This is a genomic window from Shinella sp. WSD5-1 (genome assembly GCF_963942435.1).
Taxonomy (GTDB): domain Bacteria; phylum Pseudomonadota; class Alphaproteobacteria; order Rhizobiales; family Rhizobiaceae; genus Shinella; species Shinella yambaruensis.
In genome coordinates this window covers 26,415-50,835 of the sequence record NZ_OZ012603.1, presented here as the reverse complement: position 1 = coordinate 50,835, position 24,421 = coordinate 26,415, and the positions used below count along the sequence as shown (strand labels likewise).

The 24,421-nt window shown below is 60.4% G+C and carries 26 protein-coding genes and 5 pseudogenes; 15 read left to right on the top strand and 16 right to left on the bottom strand.

The window, feature by feature from the left end:
* Positions 1–417, top strand: a complete 417-nt coding sequence (locus AABQ55_RS34320; RefSeq protein WP_272809316.1) for a hypothetical protein — start codon at positions 1–3, stop codon at positions 415–417.
* A gap of 177 nt (positions 418–594) precedes the next feature.
* Here AABQ55_RS34320 and AABQ55_RS34315 read toward each other — a convergent pair.
* The 4 genes and pseudogenes from AABQ55_RS34315 to AABQ55_RS34300 all read right to left on the bottom strand — a co-directional run.
* Positions 595–1,015: pseudogene (locus tag AABQ55_RS34315) on the bottom strand (DUF1772 domain-containing protein).
* Between the two features lie 285 nt (positions 1,016–1,300).
* Complete coding sequence (locus AABQ55_RS34310; protein ID WP_272809318.1) at positions 1,301–2,911, bottom strand: molybdopterin-binding/glycosyltransferase family 2 protein; 1,611 nt, start codon at positions 2,909–2,911, stop codon at positions 1,301–1,303.
* The gene (locus tag AABQ55_RS34305; RefSeq protein ID WP_272809319.1) at positions 2,908–3,618 is read right to left on the bottom strand and encodes an XdhC family protein; all 711 of its coding nucleotides are present in this window, start codon (positions 3,616–3,618) and stop codon (positions 2,908–2,910) included. Before AABQ55_RS34305 ends, AABQ55_RS34310 begins: the two co-directional genes overlap by 4 nt.
* A 5-nt stretch (positions 3,619–3,623) precedes the next feature.
* Positions 3,624–3,725 (bottom strand): annotated as a pseudogene (locus AABQ55_RS34300) (XdhC family protein); the annotation flags it as partial.
* Positions 3,726–3,742: 17 nt separating this feature from the next.
* Between AABQ55_RS34300 and traC the strand changes: the two are divergent.
* From traC to AABQ55_RS34270, 6 genes are all read left to right on the top strand, one after another.
* Complete coding sequence (gene traC, locus AABQ55_RS34295) at positions 3,743–4,027, top strand: conjugal transfer protein TraC (protein WP_272809320.1); 285 nt, start codon at positions 3,743–3,745, stop codon at positions 4,025–4,027.
* Positions 4,028–4,031: 4 nt separating this feature from the next.
* Positions 4,032–4,247: a type IV conjugative transfer system coupling protein TraD gene (traD, locus tag AABQ55_RS34290; RefSeq protein WP_272809321.1), complete on the top strand. Its 216-nt coding sequence runs from the start codon at positions 4,032–4,034 to the stop codon at positions 4,245–4,247.
* Positions 4,234–6,171 (top strand): Ti-type conjugative transfer system protein TraG, encoded by a 1,938-nt coding sequence (gene traG, locus AABQ55_RS34285; RefSeq protein ID WP_272809322.1) that lies wholly within the window; start codon positions 4,234–4,236, stop codon positions 6,169–6,171. The genes traD and traG overlap by 14 nt, the downstream gene beginning before the upstream one ends.
* Positions 6,172–6,199: 28 nt before the next feature.
* The gene (locus AABQ55_RS34280; RefSeq protein ID WP_272809323.1) at positions 6,200–6,397 is read left to right on the top strand and encodes a hypothetical protein; all 198 of its coding nucleotides are present in this window, start codon (positions 6,200–6,202) and stop codon (positions 6,395–6,397) included.
* A 210-nt stretch (positions 6,398–6,607) separates the two neighbouring features.
* Complete coding sequence (locus tag AABQ55_RS34275; protein WP_272809324.1) at positions 6,608–6,892, top strand: WGR domain-containing protein; 285 nt, start codon at positions 6,608–6,610, stop codon at positions 6,890–6,892.
* 114 nt (positions 6,893–7,006) lie between these two features.
* Positions 7,007–7,459, top strand: a complete 453-nt coding sequence (locus AABQ55_RS34270) for a thermonuclease family protein (RefSeq protein ID WP_336314416.1) — start codon at positions 7,007–7,009, stop codon at positions 7,457–7,459.
* A 36-nt stretch (positions 7,460–7,495) separates the two neighbouring features.
* Here AABQ55_RS34270 and AABQ55_RS34265 read toward each other — a convergent pair whose 3' ends face one another.
* Both AABQ55_RS34265 and AABQ55_RS34260 read right to left on the bottom strand, forming a co-directional pair.
* Complete coding sequence (locus AABQ55_RS34265) at positions 7,496–7,669, bottom strand: hypothetical protein (RefSeq protein ID WP_272809325.1); 174 nt, start codon at positions 7,667–7,669, stop codon at positions 7,496–7,498.
* A 307-nt stretch (positions 7,670–7,976) separates the two neighbouring features.
* Positions 7,977–8,147: a hypothetical protein gene (locus AABQ55_RS34260; protein ID WP_272809326.1), complete on the bottom strand. Its 171-nt coding sequence runs from the start codon at positions 8,145–8,147 to the stop codon at positions 7,977–7,979.
* 223 nt (positions 8,148–8,370) lie between these two features.
* On the opposite strand from AABQ55_RS34260, the gene AABQ55_RS34255 reads away from it, so the two are divergent.
* Positions 8,371–9,393 (top strand): IS110 family transposase, encoded by a 1,023-nt coding sequence (locus tag AABQ55_RS34255; RefSeq protein ID WP_050746837.1) that lies wholly within the window; start codon positions 8,371–8,373, stop codon positions 9,391–9,393.
* Positions 9,394–9,818: 425 nt separating this feature from the next.
* Here the strand turns inward: AABQ55_RS34255 and AABQ55_RS34250 are convergent.
* The 4 genes and pseudogenes from AABQ55_RS34250 to AABQ55_RS34235 all read right to left on the bottom strand — a co-directional run.
* Positions 9,819–9,986, bottom strand: a pseudogene (locus AABQ55_RS34250) (DUF736 domain-containing protein); the annotation flags it as partial.
* A 162-nt stretch (positions 9,987–10,148) separates the two neighbouring features.
* Positions 10,149–10,448: a DUF736 domain-containing protein gene (locus AABQ55_RS34245; RefSeq protein WP_024318408.1), complete on the bottom strand. Its 300-nt coding sequence runs from the start codon at positions 10,446–10,448 to the stop codon at positions 10,149–10,151.
* Between the two features lie 463 nt (positions 10,449–10,911).
* Complete coding sequence (locus tag AABQ55_RS34240; RefSeq protein WP_272809327.1) at positions 10,912–11,916, bottom strand: tyrosine-type recombinase/integrase; 1,005 nt, start codon at positions 11,914–11,916, stop codon at positions 10,912–10,914.
* Entirely contained in the window at positions 11,913–12,455 is a 543-nt protein-coding gene (locus AABQ55_RS34235) for a tyrosine-type recombinase/integrase (RefSeq protein WP_272809328.1), read from the bottom strand. The genes AABQ55_RS34240 and AABQ55_RS34235 overlap by 4 nt, the downstream gene beginning before the upstream one ends.
* Here AABQ55_RS34235 and tnpA point away from each other — a divergent pair.
* Genes tnpA through AABQ55_RS34210 form a run of 4 tightly spaced genes read left to right on the top strand, consistent with a single transcriptional unit; the run spans position 12,436 to position 15,183 of the window.
* A complete protein-coding gene (gene tnpA, locus AABQ55_RS37865; protein WP_423734667.1) occupies positions 12,436–12,840 on the top strand; it encodes an IS66-like element accessory protein TnpA in 405 nt (134 codons plus the stop codon). The two genes, AABQ55_RS34235 and tnpA, sit on opposite strands and share 20 nt — an antisense overlap.
* Complete coding sequence (gene tnpB, locus AABQ55_RS34220; protein ID WP_062594513.1) at positions 12,837–13,187, top strand: IS66 family insertion sequence element accessory protein TnpB; 351 nt, start codon at positions 12,837–12,839, stop codon at positions 13,185–13,187. The genes tnpA and tnpB overlap by 4 nt, the downstream gene beginning before the upstream one ends.
* 59 nt (positions 13,188–13,246) lie before the next feature.
* A complete protein-coding gene (gene tnpC, locus AABQ55_RS34215) occupies positions 13,247–14,884 on the top strand; it encodes an IS66 family transposase (protein ID WP_256121439.1) in 1,638 nt (545 codons plus the stop codon).
* Complete coding sequence (locus AABQ55_RS34210; RefSeq protein ID WP_110808511.1) at positions 14,884–15,183, top strand: hypothetical protein; 300 nt, start codon at positions 14,884–14,886, stop codon at positions 15,181–15,183. Before tnpC ends, AABQ55_RS34210 begins: the two co-directional genes overlap by 1 nt.
* Here AABQ55_RS34210 and AABQ55_RS34205 read toward each other — a convergent pair.
* Positions 15,173–15,673, bottom strand: a complete 501-nt coding sequence (locus AABQ55_RS34205; RefSeq protein ID WP_272809329.1) for a hypothetical protein — start codon at positions 15,671–15,673, stop codon at positions 15,173–15,175. The two genes, AABQ55_RS34210 and AABQ55_RS34205, sit on opposite strands and share 11 nt — an antisense overlap.
* A complete protein-coding gene (locus tag AABQ55_RS34200; RefSeq protein WP_272809330.1) occupies positions 15,667–16,875 on the bottom strand; it encodes a tyrosine-type recombinase/integrase in 1,209 nt (402 codons plus the stop codon). The genes AABQ55_RS34205 and AABQ55_RS34200 overlap by 7 nt, the downstream gene beginning before the upstream one ends.
* Before the next feature lie 493 nt (positions 16,876–17,368).
* Between AABQ55_RS34200 and AABQ55_RS34195 the strand changes: the two genes are divergently transcribed.
* Positions 17,369–17,668 carry a DUF736 domain-containing protein gene (locus AABQ55_RS34195; RefSeq protein WP_024318408.1) on the top strand — a complete coding sequence of 100 codons (300 nt, stop codon included), beginning with the start codon at positions 17,369–17,371 and terminating at the stop codon, positions 17,666–17,668.
* A gap of 36 nt (positions 17,669–17,704) precedes the next feature.
* On the opposite strand, the gene AABQ55_RS34190 is transcribed toward AABQ55_RS34195, so the two are convergent.
* Positions 17,705–20,071: a TOTE conflict system archaeo-eukaryotic primase domain-containing protein gene (locus tag AABQ55_RS34190; protein ID WP_445190523.1), complete on the bottom strand. Its 2,367-nt coding sequence runs from the start codon at positions 20,069–20,071 to the stop codon at positions 17,705–17,707.
* A 260-nt stretch (positions 20,072–20,331) separates the two neighbouring features.
* A pseudogene (locus AABQ55_RS34185) lies at positions 20,332–20,480 on the bottom strand (DUF736 family protein); the annotation flags it as partial.
* Between the two features lie 626 nt (positions 20,481–21,106).
* Between AABQ55_RS34185 and ltrA the strand changes: the two are divergent.
* Together ltrA and AABQ55_RS34175 are read left to right on the top strand one after the other, a co-directional pair.
* Positions 21,107–22,633 carry a group II intron reverse transcriptase/maturase gene (gene ltrA, locus AABQ55_RS34180; RefSeq protein WP_272809205.1) on the top strand — a complete coding sequence of 509 codons (1,527 nt, stop codon included), beginning with the start codon at positions 21,107–21,109 and terminating at the stop codon, positions 22,631–22,633.
* Between the two features lie 573 nt (positions 22,634–23,206).
* Positions 23,207–23,380, top strand: coding sequence for a hypothetical protein (locus AABQ55_RS34175; RefSeq protein ID WP_272809332.1), 174 nt, complete (start codon positions 23,207–23,209; stop codon positions 23,378–23,380).
* A 3-nt stretch (positions 23,381–23,383) separates the two neighbouring features.
* Here AABQ55_RS34175 and AABQ55_RS34170 read toward each other — a convergent pair.
* Both AABQ55_RS34170 and AABQ55_RS34165 read right to left on the bottom strand, forming a co-directional pair.
* Positions 23,384–23,485, bottom strand: a pseudogene (locus AABQ55_RS34170) (antirestriction protein ArdC); the annotation flags it as partial.
* 330 nt (positions 23,486–23,815) lie between these two features.
* The gene (locus AABQ55_RS34165) at positions 23,816–24,415 is read right to left on the bottom strand and encodes an adenylate kinase (protein ID WP_272809333.1); all 600 of its coding nucleotides are present in this window, start codon (positions 24,413–24,415) and stop codon (positions 23,816–23,818) included.
* Positions 24,416–24,421 lie beyond the last annotated feature (6 nt).

Below are 24,421 nucleotides of genomic sequence, written 5' to 3'. Positions count from 1 at the left end.
ATGGCAATACGGGGCGAGAAGCTTCTCGACAATGAGATCGAGCGCGGTGCTCGGACCTGGGCTTCGCCAACTGAAATCGCCCGACTTCTGCTCATGCGGCGGATAATCTTCCCCGTGCCATCAGAGCATGAGCTTTATCTCTTCCGCGTCCTCGGCGTCATCATCCCCGATCTCGATCGGGTGGTCGCCGCAGAACGGGTGGACCTTTCCACGCCTGCAAGGCCAATCCTGCCGCTCCACCTGCGGGCAAGCCTATTGACGGGCGTGGCCATAGTTAAACGCGCCGGACCTGAGATGCTCCGAATGCTCCGCCGTTACATGCTTGGCGACAACATGACTCGATTCAGCGACGCCGCCGAGAAACTGATCGCACAGGCTGGTAAACACCCGTACGCCTCACAGAGGCAGTTAATTTGAGAACCACGTCTATCAGATTCTCATGGTTAAATGGAAAACTGCAAGGAATCGACCGCATTCTCGCGGTTAGCTGCCAAGCGACAGCAGGTCAGCCTGCTCACATCCCGCCAAGGCCAGCGCTTGGCGCGAACCTAAATTGCGCTACCGCGAAGCGGACCACAACTTCGACTGTATGGATCAAGTCGCAGCGACGAGAAAGACGATGGCAGCCGTCGCGCTCAGAAGACTGTGTCCGGCAGAGGCGTCCCCATCTGATGAGCAGGGCGCGCGCCTCACCGGATGTGCCGGACTTAATGGCATCTTCGAGACGGCGGTTCACTGGCATGATCACTATAAGCGTGTAGGGCCAGGTAGCTAAGATAAGACCCGCACCGAGCAACCACAGAACGTTGACGGTGGACACCAAGCGACGATACCAAGCACGCCGGACAGGAGGGCCAGGGAGGCCTGTATCGCATCCGCGTTTGTAGGCGGGCATCCATTGCGCCAACGCAGCCGCGTCGCCGAGCTTCAGCCTCGCCGGCTGCTCTGCCAAATTGATATAAACCGCGGCACCGAAGAAAACAGCCGCAGAAGCCAGCGCCAGCAGGCCGATCACGATATTCTCCCTCTAAATCGATCAGGGCAACGCAAAACGCATCCAACCGTTGCCAAGACGCCCGATGGTTGTATCCCACTTGCTCTCAGGTTCTGCGCCGCATCAGCGCAAGGAGGGGCTCAATCCGCTCGTTTCACTTGCTCGTATCGGTGGTCGGCTATCGAGCGGGTTCGTCTTCGCGTGCCACTCCAAACGTTGGACGAGCGTTGCTGCCGCGGATGCCGGAGCGGGCAAGCTTATACCAAGCAACGCTATTTGCTCCGCTAGCTCCGAGGCGAGCCTGTTTCAGTCGACTAGCACCCCGCCGGCGCGCAGCATCGCTTCTGGTGTATCGATGTCGATGCTGGCGACGGCGCCGATCTCGACATTGACTATATCGACCAGACCGGACTCAACGACATGACGCGCGCCGATGTCGCCGGTCAGCTTGCGTATCTCGGGAAAGAGCGCGCGTGGCAGCAAGACCGGATTTCCTCGCTTGCCGCCGTGCGTCGCGCGAACCACCGCCCGGCCTTCGCGCTTATGAAAGCTTGCGATCAGTCGATCGATGTCGGCCGCAGACACGCTCGGCATGTCGGCCAGCATGATCAACACACCATCTGCATCGTCGGGCAACGCGGCAAACCCGGCCTTGATCGAACTGGCAAGCCCATCGGCATGATGCGGATTTTCGACAAGCTCCATGTCCACGCCTTCAAGTGCCTGTCGCACCCTTTCCGACATGTGACCAACAACGCCGAAAACACCCGAAACCTTGCTTGCACATACGAGCGACGCCATGCGGCGGACCAGGGGAACGCCGTCGGAATCCGCGAGCAGCTTGTTCTTCGCTCCCATGCGGCTCGACCGGCCCGCCGCGAGCAGGATCGCATAGACCTTTCTTTGCCGCGACGGCACCGCCGGTTCGCGCGGCTGCGGCCGCGCGGGGATTTCCATGAGAAGACCCCCAACACCCATGCCGGCGATCATGTCATTGTCGACGTCGATGCCGGCTATCAGCCGATCGAGCACCCAGTCGAAGCCGTTGAGCTTGGGGCTTCGCGCGCATCCTGGCGCGCCAAGCACCGGCTTTTCGCCGAGCCGGCCGGTGACGATGAGATTTCCGGGATCGACGGGCATGCCGGCGCGATGCACTTCGCCGCCGGCGAACCGGATGGCGGCGGGAATGACATCGTCGAAATCGCACATCGCGGAAGCGCCGAATACGATGAGCATGTCGCTGTGGACCGAGAGGTTCCCGATCGCTTCCGCCACCGCATGGCTGTTGTGCGGCACGCGCTTCTCGGCAACGATGCGGCTCGCGGAGCGTGCAAGTCGCTCCTGGGTTATCCGTGCCGTCTTGTCGAGCACGCTATCCTTCGTCCCCGGCAGCACGGTCTGCACAAGTGCAACTTTCTTCGGTTGAAACGCATGGAGGGCGAAGGCTTCACGGTCTCGTAGCTGCGACCGCGCCTCTCGGATCAATGGCGCGGATACCGCGAAGGGAATGATCTTCACGGTCGCGACCATCCGGCTCTTTTCGACTGCGGTATAGTCGGCCAGCGTCGCGATGGTGATCGACGGGTCGATGCGGTTGAGCGTGTCGATCAGAGTCTTGTCGACGGTGAAGACCCCATCCCGGCTGGCGTGCAGGTTGACGCGGCCCGTCGCCGCGGGTTTGGCCTCGACGCCGGAGGTCTCCAACGCCATGACGATGGCCGACGCGGCTGCGTCTTCGTCGAGGTCATCCCGATCGAGCACCGCGGCGATGACCTCTTCCACACCGGCTTCACCGAGCATGGCGATGTCGCAGGCCGTCAGGCGATGCGCCTTGCGCAGACGGACCGCACCGGCGACGATCGCATGAGCCAGGATCGCGCCCTCGGCGTCGATGACGCAAACCGGGCCGAACTTCACGCCGCTTTCTCCCTTTCCCCGTCGCATCCTCGCGAACGCAACGCCCTGATCACCTGTGCGAGCACCGCGACCGCGATCTCGGCCGGGCTCGCGGCTCCGATATCGAGGCCGATCGGTGCGTGAATCCGCCTTACCTGATCGGATGACGCACCAAGTGTTCGCAGACGCTCGACGCGCCTGGCGTGGGTTTTGGTGCTTCCCAGCGCACCGATGTAGAAGCAGCCCGCGTCCAGCGCCGCCATCAGCGGGAAGTCATCGATCTTGGGATCATGCGTCAGCGCCGCGACTGCGGTGAAGGCGTCCAACGGCTGCGCCTTCACAACGTCCTCCGGCCATTCGGCGTGAAGCGGGACACCGGGAAAACGATCCGGCGTGGCGAAAGCCGTGCGTGGATCGATGATTTCCACGTCATATCCGGCGACCTTGGCGATCGGGGCCAGAGCCTGGCTGATATGCACCGCGCCAATGACGACCAGGCGCGGCGCCGGGACATGGACGTTGAGGAAGTACTTCCGGCCAACGGCCTCAACTACGCCCGACCTGCCGGTCCGAACGGCGGTTTCGATGGCTTCGCCCAGCACATGGTCGGCGACAATGTCGCCGCTGCACACCAGGCGATTGCCTCCATCTCCGAGATCGGTCACAAGGACGACCGCCCGGCGTTGGCGGCGTTCGCGGTTCAGACGCTCGAGGACAAGCTGGTCCATGGCGCTCAGCCCAGTGGCTCCACGTACACCTTGATCCGGCCTCCGCAGGATAGTCCGACCTGCCAGGCCGTCTCATCGGCCACCCCGAATTCCAGCATGCGTGGCTTGCTGAGATTGCATCCCGATGAAGAAGCCAACGTCGAAAATCCGCGAAGAACTTGCCCGTTTGCAGGAACAGCTGAAGCAGGCAGAAACGCGTGACGCCGAACGCATCGGCCGCATTGCGCTGAAGGCCGGACTTGGAGAGATCGAAATCGACGACGCCGACCTTCAGGCAACGTTCGAGGACGTGGCGAAGCGGTTTCGGGGAACCAAAGCCGGATCGAACGGAAAGGAAAAGTCTGCCGGAACATCGTCGGCCACGTCGCTCAGTGCTGGCGCGGCTGCGGGCCAGGCTGGCGAGGCTTGAGCGGATGCAGCGGCTGACCACGGCAGAGGCCAGAAAGAAAGATGCTCGCGAGAAGATCGAGTTGGGCGGCCTGATCGTCAAAGCCGGGATGCGCTATGAGAAACGCGCGCTTCTGCTGGGTGTGCTTATCGAAGCGCAAAAGAAAATCAAGGGCGATGAGGCGGAGCGATCCCGTCTGACCGCAATCGGCGCGAAGGCATTCGGCAATGACAGCGACTAGGATCCTGCTCGCCGTTGTCCCGCCGCTGATGATGATTGCCATCGCCCTCGCGTTGCCGGGGATAGAACAGTGGCTCGCGACGTTCGGAAAAGCGGCGGAGGCGAAATTGACGCTCGGCCGGATCGGCCTAGCGTTGCCCTATGTGGCGAGTGCTGCGATCGGGCTGATCTTTCTCCTCAGTGCCCAGGGATCGGTCAACATCAAGACCGCGGGGTGGGGCGTCGCTGCCGGATCGGGCGTCGTCATCGTGCTTGCCGTCATTCGGGAAGGAATGCGGCTCTCACAATTTGCCGGACAGGTGCCTGCGACCGGGTCGATCCTGTCCTATATCGATCCGGCAACGATGGCAGGTGCTGCGGCAGTTTTGGTCTCCGGCATCTTCGCGCTTCGCGTTGCGGTGATCGGCAACGCCGCATTCTCGCGTTCCGAGCCGAAACGTATCCGGGGTAAACGCGCGCTGCATGGCGAGGCGGAATGGATGAAACTGCCGCAAGCAGAGAAGCTGTTCGCAGAGGGCGGCGGCATTGTCATCGGAGAGCGGTATCGTGTCGACCGGGACAGCACGGCGGCACTCTCGTTTCGGGCCGATAAACCTCAGACATGGGGTGCCGGGGGCAAGTCACCGCTGCTCTGCTTCGATGGTTCGTTCGGATCGTCACATGGCATCGTGTTCGCCGGTTCCGGCGGTTTCAAGACCACGTCGGTGACAATTCCAACGGCGCTTAAATGGGGCGGCACGCTGATCGTACTTGATCCATCCAATGAGGTGGCGCCGATGGTCAAGGCGCACCGGACTAAGGCCGGTCGTGATGTGATCGTGCTCGACCCGAAGGATCCGGATATCGGGTTTAATGCCCTTGACTGGATCGGACAGCATGGCGGGACGAAGGAAGAGGATATCGCTGCGGTCGCTTCGTGGATCATGAGCGAAAGCGGCCGCGCCAGCGGCGTACGGGACGATTTCTTTCGGGCATCCGGCTTGCAGTTGCTGACGGCGATCATCGCCGATGTCTGCCTCTCGGGTCATACGGAAAAGAAGGATCAGACGCTGCGGACCGTGCGCATGAACCTCTCGGAACCGGAGCCGAAGCTGCGCGCGCGGCTTCAGGAAATCTACGACAACTCTGAGTCCGATTTTGTGAAGGAGAACGTGGCAGCGTTCGTGAACATGACGCCGGAAACCTTCTCCGGCGTCTATGCCAATGCGATCAAAGAAACACATTGGCTGAGCTATCCGAACTACGCCGGTCTCGTGTCCGGTTCGACCTTTTCGACCGATGACATCGCGTCGGGAAAGACCGACGTGTTCGTCGCCCTGGATCTCAAAACGCTGGAAACCCATGGAGGTCTGGCGCGGGTAATCATCGGCTCATTCCTGAACGCCATCTATAATCGTGACGGGGCGATGCCCGGACGCGCTCTGTTCCTTCTCGACGAGGTCGCGCGCCTGGGTTTCATGAGGATCCTTGAGACGGCACGCGATGCCGGCCGCAAGTATGGGATCACGCTTCTGATGATCTATCAGTCGATTGGCCAGATGCGCGAAACCTATGGCGGACGCGACGCCACCAGCAAGTGGTTCGAAAGCGCGAGCTGGATCAGTTTCTCAGCGATCAACGATCCGGAGACCGCGGACTATATCTCCCGGCGTTGTGGAACAACGACAGTCGAGATCGACCAGGTCAGCCGCAGCTTTCAGGCGAGGGGTTCGTCACGAACCCGATCGAAACAGCTGGCAAGCCGACCATTCATCCAGTCACACGAAGTCCTGCGCATGCGGGCCGATGAGCAGATTGTGTTCACAGGGGGAAATGCGCCGCTTCGATGCGGTCGCGCGATGTGGTTCCGGCGAGCCGACATGAAGTCCTGCGTTGGCGATAACCGCTTCCATGGAAAACGTGGACCATTGGAAATGAAGGTCTGAGGGACAACCCGGACCTGGAGATCGAGCGATGAGATATTGGGAAGCCTGCGAGGCACAGGTCACGGCAGAAGAGGCCCTCGAAGAATGCCGCATCCATCAAATTGAGGCAATCGTTCGCGACAGCGATAGCGCTTTGGTGGATGTCACGACCGGTGATGTCATCGCTCATCCAAACGAGCAAGCCGACTATTCTGGCGCCGATATTCTCGATTACCTGGGATACTGATCAATGGCAGTCGGCTATCGCGGGAGGATCGTTACCGGGATCGGCGAAGACCACAGTTGGGCTTCGTTCGCTTCAGCGAATAGAGCCGTACGCCAAAGGCGGACCGCCTAGTGCTCCTTCTGTTCATACTTCACAAAACTGAATCGTTCCGCGACCATCGATTCACAACTGTCGTTGGACGCATGGGCCCGATTGCGCGATCCTCTCACCATGATCGCCCAGCCCTATCACCTCTATATCGAACGCACGGATGCTGAGAAGAATATGGCTCGCTTCTATGCCATATCGATAGAGCCGACCCTCTTCGGAGAGGCCTGTCTTATGCGGCGTTGGGGACGCATCGGAACCAAAGGTCAGCTAAAGGTCCATCACTTCGAGCAAGAGGAGGACGCGGTTGATTTATTCCTTGATCTCGTCAGGCAAAAACGTCACCGGGCATACCGTACAATCAACTCGGCGCAACATACGTATCGCGAAAGCTCGCAGCGGCGTTAGCGCCAGTTGCACCGAAGAGCGATATGAAAACCATCTCTGACGGATCGAATTCAAATTGAGACGCATGGAATTGCAGAAGAATACCATAGCCTTCGGCCAGAGGTCCGTTATCCCGTGAAAAAGATCATCGTCGCGATCGCAGTATCCGGCTGTGCGCTGGGCGCTCACATATTTGGGATCGTTCCAGTTGCCGAGGCTGCGAGCATGGTCACCAGTCCGAAGACGACATACCGGAAATGTTTCGGTGGTGATCGCTTCACCTGCGTCGTGGACGGAGATACTCTCTGGATTGAGGGCACGAAAATCCGCATTGCCGATATCGACGCTCCCGAGATCAGCGAGCCGGAATGCGCAACGGAGCTAGCGCTTGGAAATCGAGCGACCGATCGCCTGATCGAACTGGTCAATCAGGGTTCCTTCAAGCTTCGCGCATGGCCCGGACGCAACGAAGATAGATACGGTCGCAAGCTCCGCGTCCTCATCCGTGACGGCAGGAGCCTCGGCGATATTCTCGTATCGGAAGGCCTGGCCAGAACTTGGACGGGCCGCAGACAGCCCTGGTGCTGAAACCGGCCCGCATTTGCGGGCCGTTTAAAGACGCCGTTATCGGTGCCTGCTCCAATCTGTTTCGAAGGAGATCTCCACCTCGACGAAGAACGGGATCTTGATCGCGAGTTTCAGGCCGAGTCTCCCCTTGCGGAAAAAGTGACAGATGACCTTGCCGAGGTTGCGGAGCTGGCGGCCGGTGGCTGCGAGGAATTGTGCGAGACGCTGCATGATGGTTTCTCCTTGTCGATTGCGGTTATCGCGGGGATAGGCCGCAGGCCGGGACGAGAAGGGTTGCACCGGGACGGCCGGAACGTAGCGGAGGACCCTGAGGTGCCTGAATTTTGGTGCGCGAGGAGACGCGATGCGGCGGGGAAAATTCTGGTGGCGACGGGTTGCTTACCCGACGACCGGACTGCAACGTCCCCGATGTCGATGACCGCAATCGACAAGGAGAAATGCAGCGCGTTGATCCCATCACGCTCATTCAAAGCACCACTAAAGTTTCAAAGTGAGACTTGTTTTGTAGTGGCGCCGCTCAGAACGGCGGCTCCGCGTCCAGGCGTCCGTCCTGCTCGGCAATGATGATCGCAAGCTCGGCTTGAGCGCATTCCAGCTCGGCTTGGATCTGGCGGCGCTCACTGGCATCGTATGCGTCCCGCAGTTCAGCTCGCAGTTCCTCAATCTGGATCTCGAGTTCGTAGGTCATCTTCGTCTCCTTGACGTTTGTGAAAGATGACAATGGGTTCCGAGAAGGGGATGGCGGGGTCAGGGATCGCGCCAGCGACCGGCAGAGCCGGGGAGTGGGGGAGCCGATTTGCGCAAGCTGCCCTTCGGGCGGGCGGAGCAAATTGATGATGTGGACGGCCCTCCGAGACCTCAGCGCAAAGGTGCTATTCTCAGTCGGCACAATTCGGACAAGGAACCACGTCATGGCTTTTGAGAAGATAAGTGTTATCGGCCTCGATCTGGCCAAGAATGTTTTCCAGCTACATGCTGTCGATGAAGCCGGCGATGTCATCATCCGTCGCCAGCTCCGCCGGAATCAGCTTCTACAATTCTTCGAGCACCTGCCCCGCTGCCTTGTCGGCATGGAAGCATGTTCGACGTCACACTATTGGGCACGTGAGCTCGTCCGCCTGGGCTTCGAGGTCAAGCTAATGCCGCCAGCTTATGTGAAGCCCTACGTCAAGCGCGGCAAGAATGATGCGGCGGATGCCGAGGCCATTTGCGAAGCCGTGACTCGTCCCACGATGCGTTTCGTTCCCGTGAAGAGCTGTGAGCGTCAGGCACTCCTGATGCAGCATAAGACGCGGGATCTGCTGGTGCGGCAGCGGACCGCTCTTATCAACGCCTTGCGTGGGCATCTCGCGGAATTCGGGATTGTCACGTCGCAAGGAAGATTAGGCTTGAGAGCGGCAATTGAAGCGCTGAGCGCTGCCCAGGAATTCCTTCCAGAGCCCTCCTGGCAACCGTTCGAACACATAAGGAAGCAATTGGAGGAGCTGACCCACAAGATCGCTGAACTCGATAGGATTATATTGCGGTGGTGCCGCAACGAAGCGGCTGCCCGGCGTTTGATGACCATTCCCGGCGTCGGTTTCCTAACGGCAGCGGCGATCGCAGCTTCGGTCGGTGACGCCACCGAGTTCAAATCTGGCCGTCAGTTCGCAGCCTGGCTTGGATTGACCCCACGACAAAACAGTAGCGGTGGGAAGGAGAGGCTTGGCCGGATAAGCAAACAAGGCGATCGCACGATCCGACGGTTGCTGGTAGTCGGCGCCACCGCCGTCGTGCGCAGAGCCCGTCTTGACGCTGCGTCATTTCCCTGGATCGCTCGCTTGTTAGATCGCAAGCCCGCCAAGCTGGTTTCGGTAGCGATCGCAAACAAAACCGCACGCATCGCGTGGGCAATACTCAGGCGGAGGGAAAACTATCGTTTTGCCACCGCCTGAAAAGATCCATTCGGCCCAAGTGTGGCCGGATGGAGGAGTGAAGGACTTAGTTTGATGGCGAACCGGTTAGACCGGGGACGGAGGAAAGCCGGGGTTCCCCCAGCGCCTCGAGCGCGACAATTTGATTGGCTCTCCGTCTGCGGATCTCATCAGGGCCAGTGGCGTTGATGCCACGATTATAGGCCGGACACATGACTGAACCTAATTGGTCGCTTACAAGCAAAAGTCTTGCATTCCACGGGCCGTCCACACATGGGGGAACCGCTCATCCTTGAGGCAGCGATGCCCGCTTGGTACGATCGCTCATTCTGAGCAGCTTCTTCGCTTTCCGTATGCGACCAAAAAAGCCGGACCTGGCTCGATGCCGGGTCCGGCTTTGATTTTCGGAAGAGGAGAGGGCTCCGCCGGTGGCGGACCCCGTGATGTCAATCCCGGTTCGGGCGGGACCAGATGAGCTGGAGGCCATCCTCGCCTTCAACTTCGGCAAGCGTTGCATAGATCGGAGCCGGGAAGCTCGGATCGTCGAGCTTGACCGAGAGGTAGTCGCGGCCCTGTTCGGAGGTTTTCTGCCAGGCGGCACCCAGCTCAGTGTTATGCGGTGCACCGCATAACGTCGATTATGCAGAGAGCGGGATTTTGCGGAGTGTTGGTCGCTGAAGCCTGCTTTTGCCGGTGTTTGCGGTGGATTTTACTCCGCATAATTCCGGAGGGTTGAGGAGTGGCGCCCCGCTGTGAGCGGAGCGCCGTGGTTCTGGTCAGCGTGACCAGATGAGCTTGTGCTCGCCTTTGTCGCCCTGGACGAGGGAGGCATAGACCGGAGCTGTGAAGGACGGATCGTCGAGCTTGAGCGAGAGGTATTCGGCGCCGGTCTCGCGGGCGGTCCGGCTCCAGCCGGCTCCGAACTCGACACCCGTTGCTGTGACCCGGAAGTCCGGGGCGCGATCGTTGTCGCGGTCGCAGGGTTTGATGGATGCCTTGACGTTGAGGGTGAGGGTCTTGATGGTGCCGTTGTAGGCGCCGGTTTCGTCGCGGGTGAAGGTGCCGATCTGAGCCATTGTCGTTTCTCCTGAGAGTTGTTCGAAGCCGCCCGATGCGGCCTCGATGGCGGTCAAGAGGCGACGGGTTGGCCTGCTGCATCCAAAGGACCACAGCGCCAGCGGAGGACGGCGGTAGCCGAGCTTGTTGCTTCGCGAGGAATGGCCGCTTGCGGTCAGGGGAAGAAGGTCGGCGAAGCCGTTGCAGGCCAAGGCCGGACCGGCGCCAGACCAGCCGAGATGAGAGGCCGTATCGGGGCTTCGCTGCATTGTCGGCAGAGAACGACGTGGATGATCGCCTCATCATCAACAGGAACACCGCTGTCGCAACGTCATCGCTCTGACCTATGTCATTGCCATCATGCTCCGGGCCGACGACACCAAACCCGCTCGATATGGTGCGGGCCATGTCAAGCAGGATGCCGGTGGAACCAAGCGACTCACGCGGTGCGCCGAAGCCGCCTCAGATCTGTAACCGATCCGATCACGCCGGTGTTTCCAAGTCCGAGAGTAGCGATGCGATCAAAGCATCCGGTGCCTTGAACCGTCCGCGTCGCAGTTCTGGCGGGACGACCGCCTCGACCGCTTCCAGCTTTTCGGTAGGATCCATGCGCAGGTAGACCTCCGTTGTACGAATGTCGGTGTGACCCAGCCACAGGGCGACCTTCCGGATGTCATGGGTAGCCTGTAGCATTATGACTGCGCAGCTATGTCGAAGCTGGTGCGGCGAGACGTTCTGATCACGCAGCGAAGTGCAGGTTTCCGCCGCCTTGCGGACATGCTTGTCGAGAATATACTCGAATCCCGCACGCGTCATCGCATCCCCTTGTGCGTTGACGAAGAGTTCCGGCACTCGGACCAAGCCCCTGATGCTCAGCCAGGCGCGAAGGTCCCGAGCCGTGTCCTTCCACAGCGGTAGGCAGCGCTCCTTACGGCCCTTGCCTTGAACCATTACGGTCGCGCCGTGTTGAAGTGACAGGTTTTCTGCGAGAACGCCGACCAGTTCGGAGACCCGCAAGCCTGCTCCGAAGCAGAGGTGCATCATGGCCCGGTCGCGCACGCCAAAGCGTGTCGCAAGATCGGGAACGTTGAGGATTGCTCGCATTTCCTCCATTGTCAGGTGACGGATGAGCTTCTGGTCGTGGCGCTTGGCCGGGATCGCATGGACCCGGCCGATCTGCTCCAGGGCGGAGGGCACCTTGTGCTCCACATAGCGCATGAACGTCTTGATGGCAGCAAGCCGGACATTGCGCGTGGACGCGCTATTGCCGCGATCGTGTTCAATGTAACCAAGGAAAGCGACGATCATCGGCGCGTCGAGGTCCTCAATCGTCAGCAAAGACGGACGAGTGCCCAGCCGTTTCGCCGCATAGTCGAACAATAGTTTGAAGCAGTACGCATAGGTCTCGCAGGTTTGCGGACTGTAACCCCTTTGGCGGGGCATATAGTCACGCAGAAAGCTGGTGATGAGTGGAGCGAGCTTCGTCATACGTCGCCCTCCCCAACCAGCTTTTCCGCGGCCGCTGCGATGTCGACCATCATTTCTGGCGTCGCCTGAAGATACCAGTATGTATTGTGGATACTGACATGACCCAAGTAGGTCGATAGGGCGACGAAGTGCTTGGCAATCGTGCCGCGTTCGGCGCCGCATTGTTCCAGGACACGGGTTGCGAAGGTATGTCGAAGATCATGGATGCGCGGCTGCCGACTTCGATCCGGCGCGATGCCCGCTCGTCGCAGGATGCAGCGGAATGCATAGTTCACCGTCGATGGGTAAAGCTGTCGGTGCTTGACGGATGGGAAGAGCCAATCGCTCTCGCCTGCAAGCTGGCATCGCGCGTCAAGATAGCCTTTGAGCGCCTCGACGACGGTCGCGTGCAGCGGCACCAACCGGCTTTTACGGAACTTGGTTTCGCGAATGTGCAATACGCCGTCATGCAGAATGTCAGTATGCCTCCGCCGAAGGCCGTCTGCCCTGATTTGGTGATTGGCTTTAAGTCCATGCCTTATGTCATGCGCTACAATCATTTCCCCTATTGAGGTCTATTCCGCGGACGATCTTGGCCGTCGACGGGATTGGTCGGACGAAGAGAAGGTTCGGATCGTCGAAGAGAGCTTGCAAGGCTTTCGGCAGGGTTCAGTGACGGCGCGGCGATATGGATTGTCTCGGTCGTTGTTGACCCGTTGGCGTCGGGAATACCGGAGCGGGCTTCTGAGCGTTACCGCATCAACAAGCTTCGTGCCGCTTTCGATTTTGCCGCCGCCGGCATCTTCCGAGATGGCCGGTCCGCTCCGGTCGGACGGCGACAAGACGATCGAGATCGGCCTGCCGAACGGTCGTCGCCTGACGATCCCGGCCTCGCTTGATCCGAACATCCTTGCCGGCCTGTTGCCGGTCCTGGATGCGTCATGATCGCCTTTCCGGCCGGGGTGAAGGTGTGGATCGCGGGCGGCGTGACGGACATGCGTTGCGGCATGAACAGCCTAGCGCTGAAGGTGCAACAGGGTCTTGGCCGCGATCCTCATGGCGGTGAGGTCTTCTGCTTCCGGGGTCGCAAGGGTGATCTGATCAAGGTTTTGTGGCACGACGGGATCGGCATGTCGCTTTACCTGAAGCGGCTTGAGGCCGGAAAGTTCATCTGGCCGGTCAGCCAGAATAGCTCCGCCGTGCCAGTGTCGGCGGCGCAACTCGGCTATCTTCTGGAAGGGATCGACTGGCGCAATCCACGCTGGACGCAGCGACCTGCAACGGCAGGATAGTCGCCAACCGTTCCACTGTTTTTGTTGGGCTTTCTGTGGTTCCATGGTAGCTTTCGGCCATGGATGATGCTGCTTCGGAGATAGCCAGATTGCGCGCCGCGCTTGCGGTATCGGAAGCGCGTGCCGCCTCCGCCGAGGCCGATCTCGCGCAGGTGCGCGCCGTCGTGACGACTTCGGAGGCGATGATCCGGCACCTCAAGCTCGAGATCGCAAAGCTGCGCCGTGAGCAGTATGGCCAGAGCTCGGAACGGCGCGCCCGGCTGATCGACCAGATGGAACTGCAGCTCGAAGAACTCGAAGCCGACGCCACCGAAGACGAGATCGCGGCTGAACGCGTGGCAGCGAAGATCACAAATGTCTCCGCCTTCGAACGCCGCCGGCCGGCCCGCAAGCCGTTTCCCGAACATCTGCTGCGCGAGCGCCTGGTCATCGAAGCTCCCACGCAATGCGCCTGCTGCGGCTCGGCCCGGATCGTGAAGATGGGCGAAGACGTCACCGAGACGCTGGAGGCGATCCCGCGCCAGTGGAAGGTGATCCAGACGGTGCGGGAGAAGTTCACCTGCCGGGACTGCGAGAAGATCAGCCAGCCACCGGCTCCCTTCCATCCGACTCCGCGTGGATGGGCAGGTCCCAACTTGCTCGCCACGATCCTGTTCGAGAAGTTCGGTCAGCATCAGCCATTGAACCGCCAGGCCGAGCGCTATGCCAGGGAAGGCGTCGATCTCAGCCTCTCTACGCTGGCCGATCAGGTCGGGGCCTGCGCGACGGCGCTGCAGCCGATCCATGACCTGATCCGTGCCCATGTTCTGGCAGCCGTTCGGCTGCATGGTGACGACACCACCGTGCCGCTTCTGGCCAGGGGTGCAACAAGGCAGGCAAGGTTATGGACCTACGTCCGCGATGATCGTCCCTTTGCGGGCGGCGCGCCGCCGGCGGCGCTCTTCCACTTTTCTCCGGACCGGGAGAAGACCCATCCCAACACGCATCTTGCCGGATGGCACGGCATACTGCAGGCGGATGCCTATGGTGGCTACAACGATCTCTATCGTGCGGGTCGCCGCCCCGAACCGGTCAAGAGCGCGCTCTGCTGGAGCCATGCACGGCGCAAGTTCTTCGAACTGGCCGATATCGCCGGCAACGTGCGCAAGGGCAAACCTGCCCACGAGATATCGCCTGTCGCGCTCGAGGCCGTCGCCCGCATCGACGCGCTCTTCGATATCGAGCGAGGCATAAACGGGAAGTCCGCCGAGGAAAGACTGGTAGCGAGGCGGCAACATGCGCGTACGATCGCCGAGGAACTGCACGACTGGCTCATGGCCCAGCGTTCCCAGATGTCGAAGCACAATCCCGTCGCCAAGGCGATCAACTACATGTTCGAGAAGGACGGGCGCTGGGAAGCCTTCACCCGGTTCCTCGACGATGGCAGGCTCTGCATGTCGAACAATGCGGCCGAGCGCGCCCTGCGCGGGATAGCTCTCGGAAGAAAGGCGTGGCTATTCGCCGGCTCCCAGCGCGGCGGCGAGCGTGCTGCCTTCATGTATTCCCTGATCGTCACGGCCAAGATGAACGACATCGATCCGCAGGCCTGGCTGGCGGACGTGCTCGCTCGCATGCCTGGCATCCCCGTGTCGCGGCTGCCGGAACTGTTGCCGTGGAACTGGTCTTCCGCAGGCCACGTCCACCAGAAAGCAGCCTGATGGCGCGCCCGACGCATGTCTACACGATCGACTATGTCGCCTCGCTGATCGGCGAGAACATTGAACTTCTCCAGAAAATCGCCAACAATTCCGACAACATCGACTACGGCGAGATGATCCATGTCCATGACGGCAGCGAAGAGGGCATCACCACCTTCACGGACCGGGGGATCGAAAGCTTGCAGGAATTCCTCGCCGATATCCGCACCTGGGACGGAGGTGTGCGGCAGTTCCTTATCGACGAGCAATGTGATCCGGAAAGGATCGAACGCATCATGGCGGACCAGCCTAAATCATAAGCTCCGCGGCCTTCGCCGGATGGATACGAATGTCATCAACCCTGAGCGCAAGAGCCTCGGAGACACGCAGTCCCGTGGATGCAATCAACCCAAAAAGCATGACGTAGAGTTCGCGCCGCAGCGGATTGGGCCTTTGGTGCCTTAGATGACCGGTAGTATCGAGAATCCGCGCTATCTCGTCCGCTGTATAGATGTAGGGAACCGGCCTATTGGTGATCCGCTTGATATCTGGGGGCGGTATCTCGTGGCGAGGGTCTTCCGCCTGCAGGAAGCGAGCAAACAGGATAATGGCTGTCAGGCGATGCGCCATGGCGTTTGGGCTTTTGGCCGCCATGGGCAACCATGTAAGTGCTGTTGCAGTGCGAATGTGGCTCTCGCCGCGTTCCGCTGCAAAGCGCGCGAAGGCAAGGAGATGCCGTTCGGCCTGGACAAGCTTATAACCTAGCGCGCGGCGCAGACTGATATAGCGATCGACGTCGGCACTCAGCATGGTAACCTCCCGCCCCATGGTTGCGCGATCTCGGACAAGAGGCCGATGTCTACCTTGGCGTAGAGCGCAGTCGTCGATGGAGAACGGTGACGCAACACGGCTCCAACGCCGGCAAGGCTCGCGCCGTTACGCAGCATCGCGGTCGCCGCCGAGTGGCGGAGCACATGCGCACCTCGATGGTTACTTTCAATCCCCGCTCTGTCGAGCCCGCGGCGCACGATACATTTCACGGCAATTCGGCTGAGTGGCCTGATCGGTGCAATATCCGTCAGGAACACTCGAGTCGTCGCAATGCGCGGCCTTGCCCGCTCGATATAAGCTAAAATGGCATCGCCAACGTCTTGAGGTAGCGGGAGCCGTTCCTCCCGCCGGGCCTTGCCGACAAGCGTTATTCGGCCATTTTTCCAATCAATGTCACAGAAAGTGAGATTGGCGGCTTCGCTGGCCCTGAGGCCCAGCCGAGCCAGGAGCAGCATGACAGCGCGGTCGCGTAACCGGCTTTCGCCGCCACAAGCGGCAAGGAGGCGGTCGATATCACTTTGACCAAGGAAACGCGGTGTCGTCGCCAGTTGCCAGCTCGCAAAGCTCGGAACTGCATATTCCCGACCAGCGGGGCATTGCCCGATCGCCACAAGATATTTGAGGTAGGCGCGCGTTGCGACAGTGATACCCTGAGCCCGCGCGCGGCCGTGCGGCTTCGCGCGATCGAGCACGAAGCCGCGGATCGCGCCTGCCGTATAAACATCCGGATCAGTGCCGAGCGACACCAGAAGATCGATCAAGATTGGCTGATAGGTATCGAGTGTGGAATCCTTGATACCACGCTGCTCCCTCATCCAGCATCGGAACGCGGCAAGCGCCGGCCAGGTCTCTTCCAGCGACGGGTGCAGTTCTGGAGGCAGAATGTTCTTCTCGTGCAGATAAGAGAGGAACAGCCCGGCCGCACCCTGCGGAGCACGCGCTTTTTTGCTACCTTGGAACACCGACACCGATGCGGCGAAGCCAACAGCGAGCGTGTCGATCTCGAAGCCGGTCGCTCGTACCCAGTCGCTCCATAGCGCCAACAGGCGCACCACCTCCACGATCGTTGCAGGCGAATAATTCCGCTGGGATAACCACTCCTTGAACCCATCGACATGCGGCTGTAGCCAGTTGATCCGAACATTAATACTGCGGGGATGTCTGTACTTTCGCTTTGTCACTATTACCTCCAGTTGCTTGTCGGCGCCGGAGAAGTCCGGCGTGTTGAACAAATCGGAGGTTTAAAGTCCATTCCAGCAGTCGGTATGCAGCTCATCCGTTATCGGCACGTTTGGCCTCACAGGCCGACGTGTCTTGCTGCTGGTCCTCAAGATGATGACAATGACATCGGTAGGGGCAATGACACTGCGACAGCGGTGTTCCTGTTGATGATGAGGCGATCATCCACGTCGTTCTCTGCCGACAATGCAGCGAAGCCCCGATACGGCCTCTCATCTCGGCTGGTCTGGCGCCGGTCCGGCCTTGGCCTGCAACGGCTTCGCCGACCTTCTTCCCCTGACCGCAAGCGGCCATTCCTCGCGAAGCAACAAGCTCGGCTACCGCCGTCCTCCGCTGGCGCTGTGGTCCTTTGGATGCAGCAGGCCAACCCGTCGCCTCTTGACCGCCATCGAGGCCGCATCGGGCGGCTTCGAACAACTCTCAGGAGAAACGACAATGGCTCAGATCGGCACCTTCACCCGCGACGAAACCGGCGCCTACAACGGCACCATCAAGACCCTCACCCTCAACGTCAAGGCATCCATCAAACCCTGCGACCGCGACAACGATCGCGCCCCGGACTTCCGGGTCACAGCAACGGGTGTCGAGTTCGGAGCCGGCTGGAGCCGGACCGCCCGCGAAACCGGCGCCGAATACCTCTCGCTCAAGCTCGACGATCCATCCTTCACAGCTCCGGTCTATGCCTCCCTCGTCCAGGGCGACAAAGGCGAGCACAAGCTCATCTGGTCTCGCTGACCAGCACCACGGCGCTCCGCTCACAGCGGGGCGCCCTCATTCGATCACATAGCCCAGCGCGCGATAACCCACTCGTCGCTTTGCGGCCATCCGGGCCAGCACCGGAACGGTGCTGTCGACATAATCGACGACCAGGACGTCCCGCTTTCCATCATGCTGACGATGCAGACGGCCGACATACTGCGCCAGAGTTCCCTTCCAGGCGATCGGCATGGTCAGGAACAACGTGTCGAGCCGGGCGTCATCGAAGCCTTCCCCGATATAGCGGCCTATCGCTAGTATCAGGCGCTCATCATCATCCGCGACATTCAAGGCCGTGTTGGCCTGCTTGCGATCCTTCGCCGACATGCCGCCGCGTAGCACCACCAGATTTTTCACGAACGGCGAGAACTTCTGCTGCAGATAGTCGAGGTGATCCTTACGCTCCGTCAGCAGGATGGGCGAACGTTTGGCCTCGAGGGATTTCAACACATCATCGAATATCAGGTCATTTCGGCCTTGGTCCTGCGCAAGGGCCGCATAGATCGCTGGCATTGACGGGCGCTCTGCCGAGACGAGTGACGCTGGCAACTCAAACTTCGTCGAACGGTCGCGGGCACGGTGGCGAATACCACGCTCGGCAGCTTGAACTCTTGCATCGACCCGATGGCGAACGGGGCCGCATTGCATGAAGATGATCGGATGATGACCGTCCTTTCGGGCAACGGTGGCAGATAAGCCGACGACATATCGCGCCTTGGATCTGCGAGCGACAAGTTCAAAACTTGCAGCGGACAGATGGTGGCACTCGTCGACAATCAGATGACCGTAATTTCCCACGATGTCATCGACCTCGCCATTGCGAACCAGGCTTTGGATCAGCGCCACATCGACGATCCCTGTCGGCTTCCTTTTCCCGCCACCGATGATGCCGATCTGCTTTGGGTCGATGCTCAGGAAGGAACTCAGACGCTCTACCCATTGGGTGAGAAGCTCTCTGCGGTGAACAAGAACCAGCGTGTTGCGGCTCCGATGCGCTATGAGTGCAGCTGCGACAACTGTCTTACCGAAGGCAGTCGTGGCGGCGAGCACGCCGTTATCGTTGGCGACAAGAGCATCAAAGGCCCGCGATTGTGGCCGTCGCAGTTCCCCTTGGAACGAGACGCCGGCGGGTAGAGCCTCTCCATCTTCGCGGAGATCCTCCAGAATGGCGGTCGCGCCATGGCTCCTGATCAACTCTACAGTTTCGTCGAAGCAGCCTCGTGGCAGCGCGACATGGCGTGGGTGAAGTTCGGCACATGAGATGATCCGCGGCTTGCCGAATGTCGGCAATCGCATTGCTTGTGCGCGATAGAATTCCGGGTTCTGGAATGCTGCCAGGCGCACGAACTGCGCAATCAGCGCGGACGGAAGCTCGGTCCTATCGATGTAAACCTGGTCGGCGATCACGACCTTGATGCTTTGCGGGATCGCAGCCTCAATTCGCCGCGGCTCGCTCCGACGTGACGGCAACATCTTCCACGGCTCATCGGCATGTTCGTCATCGACTGGTATCCGGACGCCCAAGACCCGCCCCGACAATTCGGCTTCGTCGGCGATCCTGAAGACTTCGTCCGCCGACAACCTGGGTAAAGACGACAGGTATGCCCACTGGTCATCGTAGGGTTGCAGGTCGCCATCGACAAAAACGCTGTTTCCATTTTCGCGGGCTTTCCTTTGCAAAGGAAGCGCGATCAGATTGCCGAAGCCGCCAAGTGGCATCGTATCCTGGTTGGGAAAGAAACGGTCGTAAGACGTGAAGCCGATCTCGGGGCGGTTCTCCATCGTCTCTGTTATCAGCGCGGCCCCCAGTTGTCGGGCGATCTTCGCGGGAACGGGTTCGGAGAACAATATCCAGACATGGCCTCCGTTTCCTGACCTCGACCGTTCGAGGGCTGCGGCAATCCCTTTTGCACGACAGGTTGCCAGCAACGCTCTGGTATCGTCCGCCCAGCTTTCCTTGTCGAAGTCAGCAGCAAGGAACCAGCATGTTTCGTCTTGCAGCAATGGATATACGCCGGCAACAAAGTCGCTTGACCGGGCATCGCCACCACGAAGGTGCTTTTCGATGATGCCCTCGGAATACGGGATGAACGCTTGATGGGGGCAGTCCCCACATTTCACCTTCGGCTTGCCGCAGATTCCTTTCGCCCACTCGTTGGAACAGGATGGCGAATAGCCGGTGCGTCCATCCTTTCTATTTTCCCATCGCACCGGAAAGACATCGGGGCGCCCGGCAAACAGCTGCCGGAATAACTCCACCTTCTCCATCGACGGTGAGCTGTTGGTAACAGGGGCATCGGCGAAGGCTGGCTTCTCGGCGGCAACCTGGCTATCGGAAATCAGCTGTTGCTCAAACGCTTCCAGCTCACGCTCAAGCGCCATCCGCTCGTCATTCAGATCGGCTAACCGCCGTCGAATGCGCGCAATGTTCTCCCAAGCATCATTCTTTTCCGCCAACTTTGCAGCTTTCGCCTAAATGATCCTGCGGACCAGCATAGGCCAAAGACGTCCGTATTTTAAGACGCACTATCTATCTCAGCGGCACAGAAGGCTCCGGAATTATGCGGAGTAAAATCCACCGCAAACACCGGCAAAAGCAGGCTTCAGCGACCAACACTCCGCAAAATCCCGCTCTCTGCATAATCGACGCTCCCGGCGTAGACGCGAACTGCGGGCCCTTGTCGGAGGGGTTTTCGACCCGGGCGATGCGGGCTTTGACGTTAAGGGCGAGCGTGCGGATGGAGCCGGTGAAGCCGTTTTCGGTGGAGGTGAATGTGCCGATGGTTGCCATTTTCGTATTCCGTGCGCCAAGAGTGACGGCTGGAAACCGTCACGCGCACTTTTTGCCCCTGCAGGGTGGGAGACCCTGCCGCCAACGCGCCGCAAGCGCGGGGGCTGAAGCAGACGGGTGAGGTAAGCCGGGTGCCTTCGGCAAGCCATAAATAAGCAGAACCCGTCAAAGTCGGACGGCCAGGGACTTCCGCCCGTGGCCGGTCCGGCAAGCATGCCTGTTATGGGAAGAATAATCGAACCGATGTTTGAAGCCTCGTTGCAACATGGAACCTGCCAAGCCGGAAGTGGGCAGGTCGGTCGAAAGACCGGAGAAGCGCCGATCTCCGCTGGATTACCGGGGATCAGGGGCGTGCGCGGTCGCGCGCGTCAGCCAGCGGCCCAGCTTGCGGTGGCCGATGGCCGGAGTTCTCACGGGGTAGAGTCGGTCCCTAAGGCAGGCGAAGGGACAACAGGTGAACTTGGGAACCTTGCCGTGTTCTCTCCCGCCGGACGGCGCGAGATGATCGAGGCGACCGATGATCGGCGCGGCTGGGGGCGGAGTCTTCGTAGTAGTCCGAGGGCGGGAAAGCCGTCCACATGGCGAAGGGAGACAGTGAGTGAAGCAAGCCGGCAGGAGGTGGGCCGATGAAGCCCGATGCGGTGAATACCGTGTTCGTCCTCGACATGCAGCGCAAACTTCACAGGTGGAGTGTCGCGGACGCCGACAAGGTGTTCGCGGATCTGTTCAACATCGTATGCGACCGCAGGACGCTCTCGGAAAGCTGGCGACGCTTGTCCCGTAACAAGGGCAGTCGAACACCGGGAACCGATGGCGTCACGCGGAAAACGGTTGAAGAGCGGCCGGGCGGCGCTGTGCAATTCGTCGAGGATATCCGAAATGAGCTGCGCGGCGGCACATATCGGCCCGAGCCTGTCCGGCAAAGGCTGATCCCAAAACCGGGCAAACCCGGCAAGGTGCGTCCACTCGGCATTCCAACGCTCAAGGACCGACTGGTACAAATGGCTTTGAAGCTCGTGCTGGAACCGATCTTCGAGGCGGACTTTTATCCGACCTCATACGGCTTCCGGCCCGGCAGGAGCACCCATGATGCGCTGGCGAACATCCAGCGTCATTTGCACCCCACACCCAGCGGCACCTCCGAGTACCGCTTCGTGATCGAAGGGGACATCAGGGGCTGCTTCGACGCCGTCGATCATCATGTGCTGATGGAGCGAGTACGCTGCCGTGTCGGAGATCGAAAGGTTCTCTGGCTCGTACTCGCCTTCCTGAAGGCCGGTGTCATGGTCGAGGGCTCCGTCCGCCACCCTGTCACGGGCACCCCGCAGGGTGGCATCATCTCGCCGTTGCTGGCCAACATCTATCTGGCTGCCATTGACGAGAGGTATGGACGGTGGTCGATGCGTCCTCGCGAGCGACCGCAGAATGCAGCCGATCGGCGGCTTTACGACCGCCGGAGAAACAGGCCGACATTCTTCGCCGTTCGATATGCCGACGACTTCGTCGTGCTGACGGACGGAACACGTGAGGAAGCGGAGACCGAAAAGCTGGCGCTAGCGCAGTTCCTACAGCAGGAATTGCGCATGGAACTGTCGATGGAAAAGACCAGGATCACCCAGGTTGGGGAAGGCTTCGACTTCCTCGGCTATCGGGTAGTGCAGACCAAGGCTCGCCGCACCGGCCGTATGGTCGGCAATCTCTTCATACCGAAGAGCAAGCTGAAGGATCTGCGCCACAAGATCAAGGTCAGGGTGAAGGAGACACCGACAGGTCAATCCCTTGCCGATCTCATCGAGAGCCTCAACCCGGTCATCACCGGCTGGCGAAATTACTACCGCTACGCCACATGGGCCACGCGGGACTTCTCCGGTCTGGATTGGTGGCTATGGGAGCGCATCGGGCGATGGCTGCGCAAGAAGTATCGAAAGGCGACATGGCGTGAGCTATGTCGCCGCTTCCGTGCAACAGCACCCGACAGCCGCTGGCGATGGGTCGACGGACCGAAATCGCTGCGGTTCTTCCGGGAGGGCGGGTCAACCCGCTTCCCGTTCCGGGGCATACGAATACCAAACGGATGGAACGACCCTGACGAGAAGTTCCGAAAAGGAGCTGATCGCTTCTGGGCATCGTTCGACACCCTCATGTCCGTGTGAGGGCCACCCGTGGCGATAGCCACGCATGGAGAGCCGGTGGCTTGGAAAACTTGCACGTCCGGTTCGGCGAGAGGGGCGCAGAAACCACCTGCCGCGAGGCAGGCAGGCGCTGTGCTCCTACTCTACTTTTCTCGTGTTCGGGCCGCGCCCATCGCGGCCTCGATAGCTGTCAAAAGACCGGTGACGATCGGACCGCACCCAATAGGGCCGTAATGAAATGGAGGGCGGCAAGTCGCAAATTTGTTAGTGGGAGAGGAGGAGCCTTTAGGCTTCCGGGGTAAGAAATCTGCGGCTTGCCGTTGCGGGAAGACGATCGAGGCGCGGCCGGTCTCCGGTCAGACATGCCTCATCGAGCCCGCAGATGGGTTGCCGGAAACTCTGACGTAAAAGGGATAGGCAATGGCTTTCTGCTACACTTGCGTTGGGCAAGAATGGCACCCTTGGCCATGCCGCACTTGCATCAACGCCGTTGCACGCTTCAGTCGGAGACCGAGCCCCTCCCATCGTTGGCCTGCTTGCCCGCAACGCCCCGTGCGATATCGTTGCGCTCGTGAATCGCTGCCCGGAGGATCAATGCGTCAGCAGACCAAACCGTTCATCATCGAACGCAAACCGTCCCGCAAACCCAAACCCGCCGCTCAAAAACCGTCGATCTGGGGAAGGCTGGATGCTGACATCTCCCAAGGTCTGAAGGACCAACGGGATGAGGTTCACTCGGCCGCCACTGTTGGTGACGACCGCGCCTGAGCGTCAGGCCGCAGCCTTCACATCCGCTCCCGGCTGCAAGGAATGCAGGAATGTCACGGCTCGTTGCGCATGGGCTGCCGCCTGGAAGATCGCCCGCTTGTCATTATCGAACAGAACACCCCGGCGAAGTTCTTCGAAAACCCGGAACAGGATCGCACGAAGACCTTCCTGACCCAGATCGCGCACTGAACCGCCGGCGAGCGAAACAGGTCGTTTGCCGCTCCCGACAGGCGGAACGGCAAACGACCGCTCTCCTCCGGCAGGGACGGAGGAGAGTGTCCCGGAAGAGGCACCAAGCGGTGTCGGCGACGGACTCCGGCGATACCCTCCCAAGACCGATCGGCTGCCGCTGCAACGAGGATGAGCGGCAGCCGATCCGCTCCCTTCAGCGGCGGTGTGAAGGGAGCCATCCGGATTGGCTGCGAAGTGCGGTCGCTAACCGAATGGCTCGGCGACCGTCTCGCGGGCCGTAATGCTCAGGATCTCGTCGGTCACTTCGTGCACACCCTTCATTCCGCCGACCCTGAAGAGCAGGCCTTGCTCGCGGTAGTATGCCGAAAGAGGAAGCGTGGCTACGCGGTAGGCCTCCAGGCGCACCCGCATCGTATCGACGTCATCGTCCTTCCGGACCTCCGTAGAATTCGCTAGGGCGGCCCTGGCCCTGTTCAGGACGCGTTCCAGAACGACGGCTTCGTCTACGACCAGTTCGATCACAGCATCTAGCCTCTCGTCGGGGAGCAAGCCGTCAAGCCACTGGGCTTGTGCGACGTTTCGGGGGAATCCGTCGAGTATGAAGCCCCGTGCCGCGTCGCCTTGTTGTAGACGGCGGGCGACGACATCGGAAATGAGATCGTCGGAGACGAGACCTCCAGCCTCCATAGTCGCGCGGATCGAGAGCCCGAGTTCGGTACCGGAACGGACTTCCGAACGGAGTATCTCCCCGGTTGACAGGTGCGGTATCTTGTACCGACGGGACACTATTTCCGCCTGTGTGCCCTTGCCGGCACCCGGCGCGCCTAGAAACATCAGCCTCATGTTCGT

Coding starts and splice junctions, on each gene's coding strand:
- AABQ55_RS34265 (WP_272809325.1), bottom strand. CDS start 7,669: ATGCAGCGTCTCGCACAATTCCTCGCAGCCACCGGCCGCCAGCTCCGC.
- traC (WP_272809320.1), top strand. CDS start 3,743: ATGAAGAAGCCAACGTCGAAAATCCGCGAAGAACTTGCCCGTTTGCAG.
- AABQ55_RS34240 (WP_272809327.1), bottom strand. CDS start 11,916: ATGACGAAGCTCGCTCCACTCATCACCAGCTTTCTGCGTGACTATATG.
- tnpA (WP_423734667.1), top strand. CDS start 12,436: ATGTCATGCGCTACAATCATTTCCCCTATTGAGGTCTATTCCGCGGAC.
- tnpB (WP_062594513.1), top strand. CDS start 12,837: ATGATCGCCTTTCCGGCCGGGGTGAAGGTGTGGATCGCGGGCGGCGTG.
- traG (WP_272809322.1), top strand. CDS start 4,234: ATGACAGCGACTAGGATCCTGCTCGCCGTTGTCCCGCCGCTGATGATG.
- AABQ55_RS34165 (WP_272809333.1), bottom strand. CDS start 24,415: ATGAGGCTGATGTTTCTAGGCGCGCCGGGTGCCGGCAAGGGCACACAG.
- ltrA (WP_272809205.1), top strand. CDS start 21,107: ATGAAGCCCGATGCGGTGAATACCGTGTTCGTCCTCGACATGCAGCGC.
- traD (WP_272809321.1), top strand. CDS start 4,032: ATGCAGCGGCTGACCACGGCAGAGGCCAGAAAGAAAGATGCTCGCGAG.
- AABQ55_RS34210 (WP_110808511.1), top strand. CDS start 14,884: ATGGCGCGCCCGACGCATGTCTACACGATCGACTATGTCGCCTCGCTG.
- tnpC (WP_256121439.1), top strand. CDS start 13,247: ATGGATGATGCTGCTTCGGAGATAGCCAGATTGCGCGCCGCGCTTGCG.
- AABQ55_RS34195 (WP_024318408.1), top strand. CDS start 17,369: ATGGCTCAGATCGGCACCTTCACCCGCGACGAAACCGGCGCCTACAAC.
- AABQ55_RS34235 (WP_272809328.1), bottom strand. CDS start 12,455: ATGATTGTAGCGCATGACATAAGGCATGGACTTAAAGCCAATCACCAA.
- AABQ55_RS34280 (WP_272809323.1), top strand. CDS start 6,200: ATGAGATATTGGGAAGCCTGCGAGGCACAGGTCACGGCAGAAGAGGCC.
- AABQ55_RS34320 (WP_272809316.1), top strand. CDS start 1: ATGGCAATACGGGGCGAGAAGCTTCTCGACAATGAGATCGAGCGCGGT.
- AABQ55_RS34305 (WP_272809319.1), bottom strand. CDS start 3,618: ATGGACCAGCTTGTCCTCGAGCGTCTGAACCGCGAACGCCGCCAACGC.
- AABQ55_RS34175 (WP_272809332.1), top strand. CDS start 23,207: ATGCGTCAGCAGACCAAACCGTTCATCATCGAACGCAAACCGTCCCGC.
- AABQ55_RS34245 (WP_024318408.1), bottom strand. CDS start 10,448: ATGGCTCAGATCGGCACCTTCACCCGCGACGAAACCGGCGCCTACAAC.
- AABQ55_RS34260 (WP_272809326.1), bottom strand. CDS start 8,147: ATGACCTACGAACTCGAGATCCAGATTGAGGAACTGCGAGCTGAACTG.
- AABQ55_RS34190 (WP_445190523.1), bottom strand. CDS start 20,071: ATGGCGCTTGAGCGTGAGCTGGAAGCGTTTGAGCAACAGCTGATTTCC.
- AABQ55_RS34275 (WP_272809324.1), top strand. CDS start 6,608: ATGATCGCCCAGCCCTATCACCTCTATATCGAACGCACGGATGCTGAG.
- AABQ55_RS34255 (WP_050746837.1), top strand. CDS start 8,371: ATGGCTTTTGAGAAGATAAGTGTTATCGGCCTCGATCTGGCCAAGAAT.
- AABQ55_RS34205 (WP_272809329.1), bottom strand. CDS start 15,673: ATGCTGAGTGCCGACGTCGATCGCTATATCAGTCTGCGCCGCGCGCTA.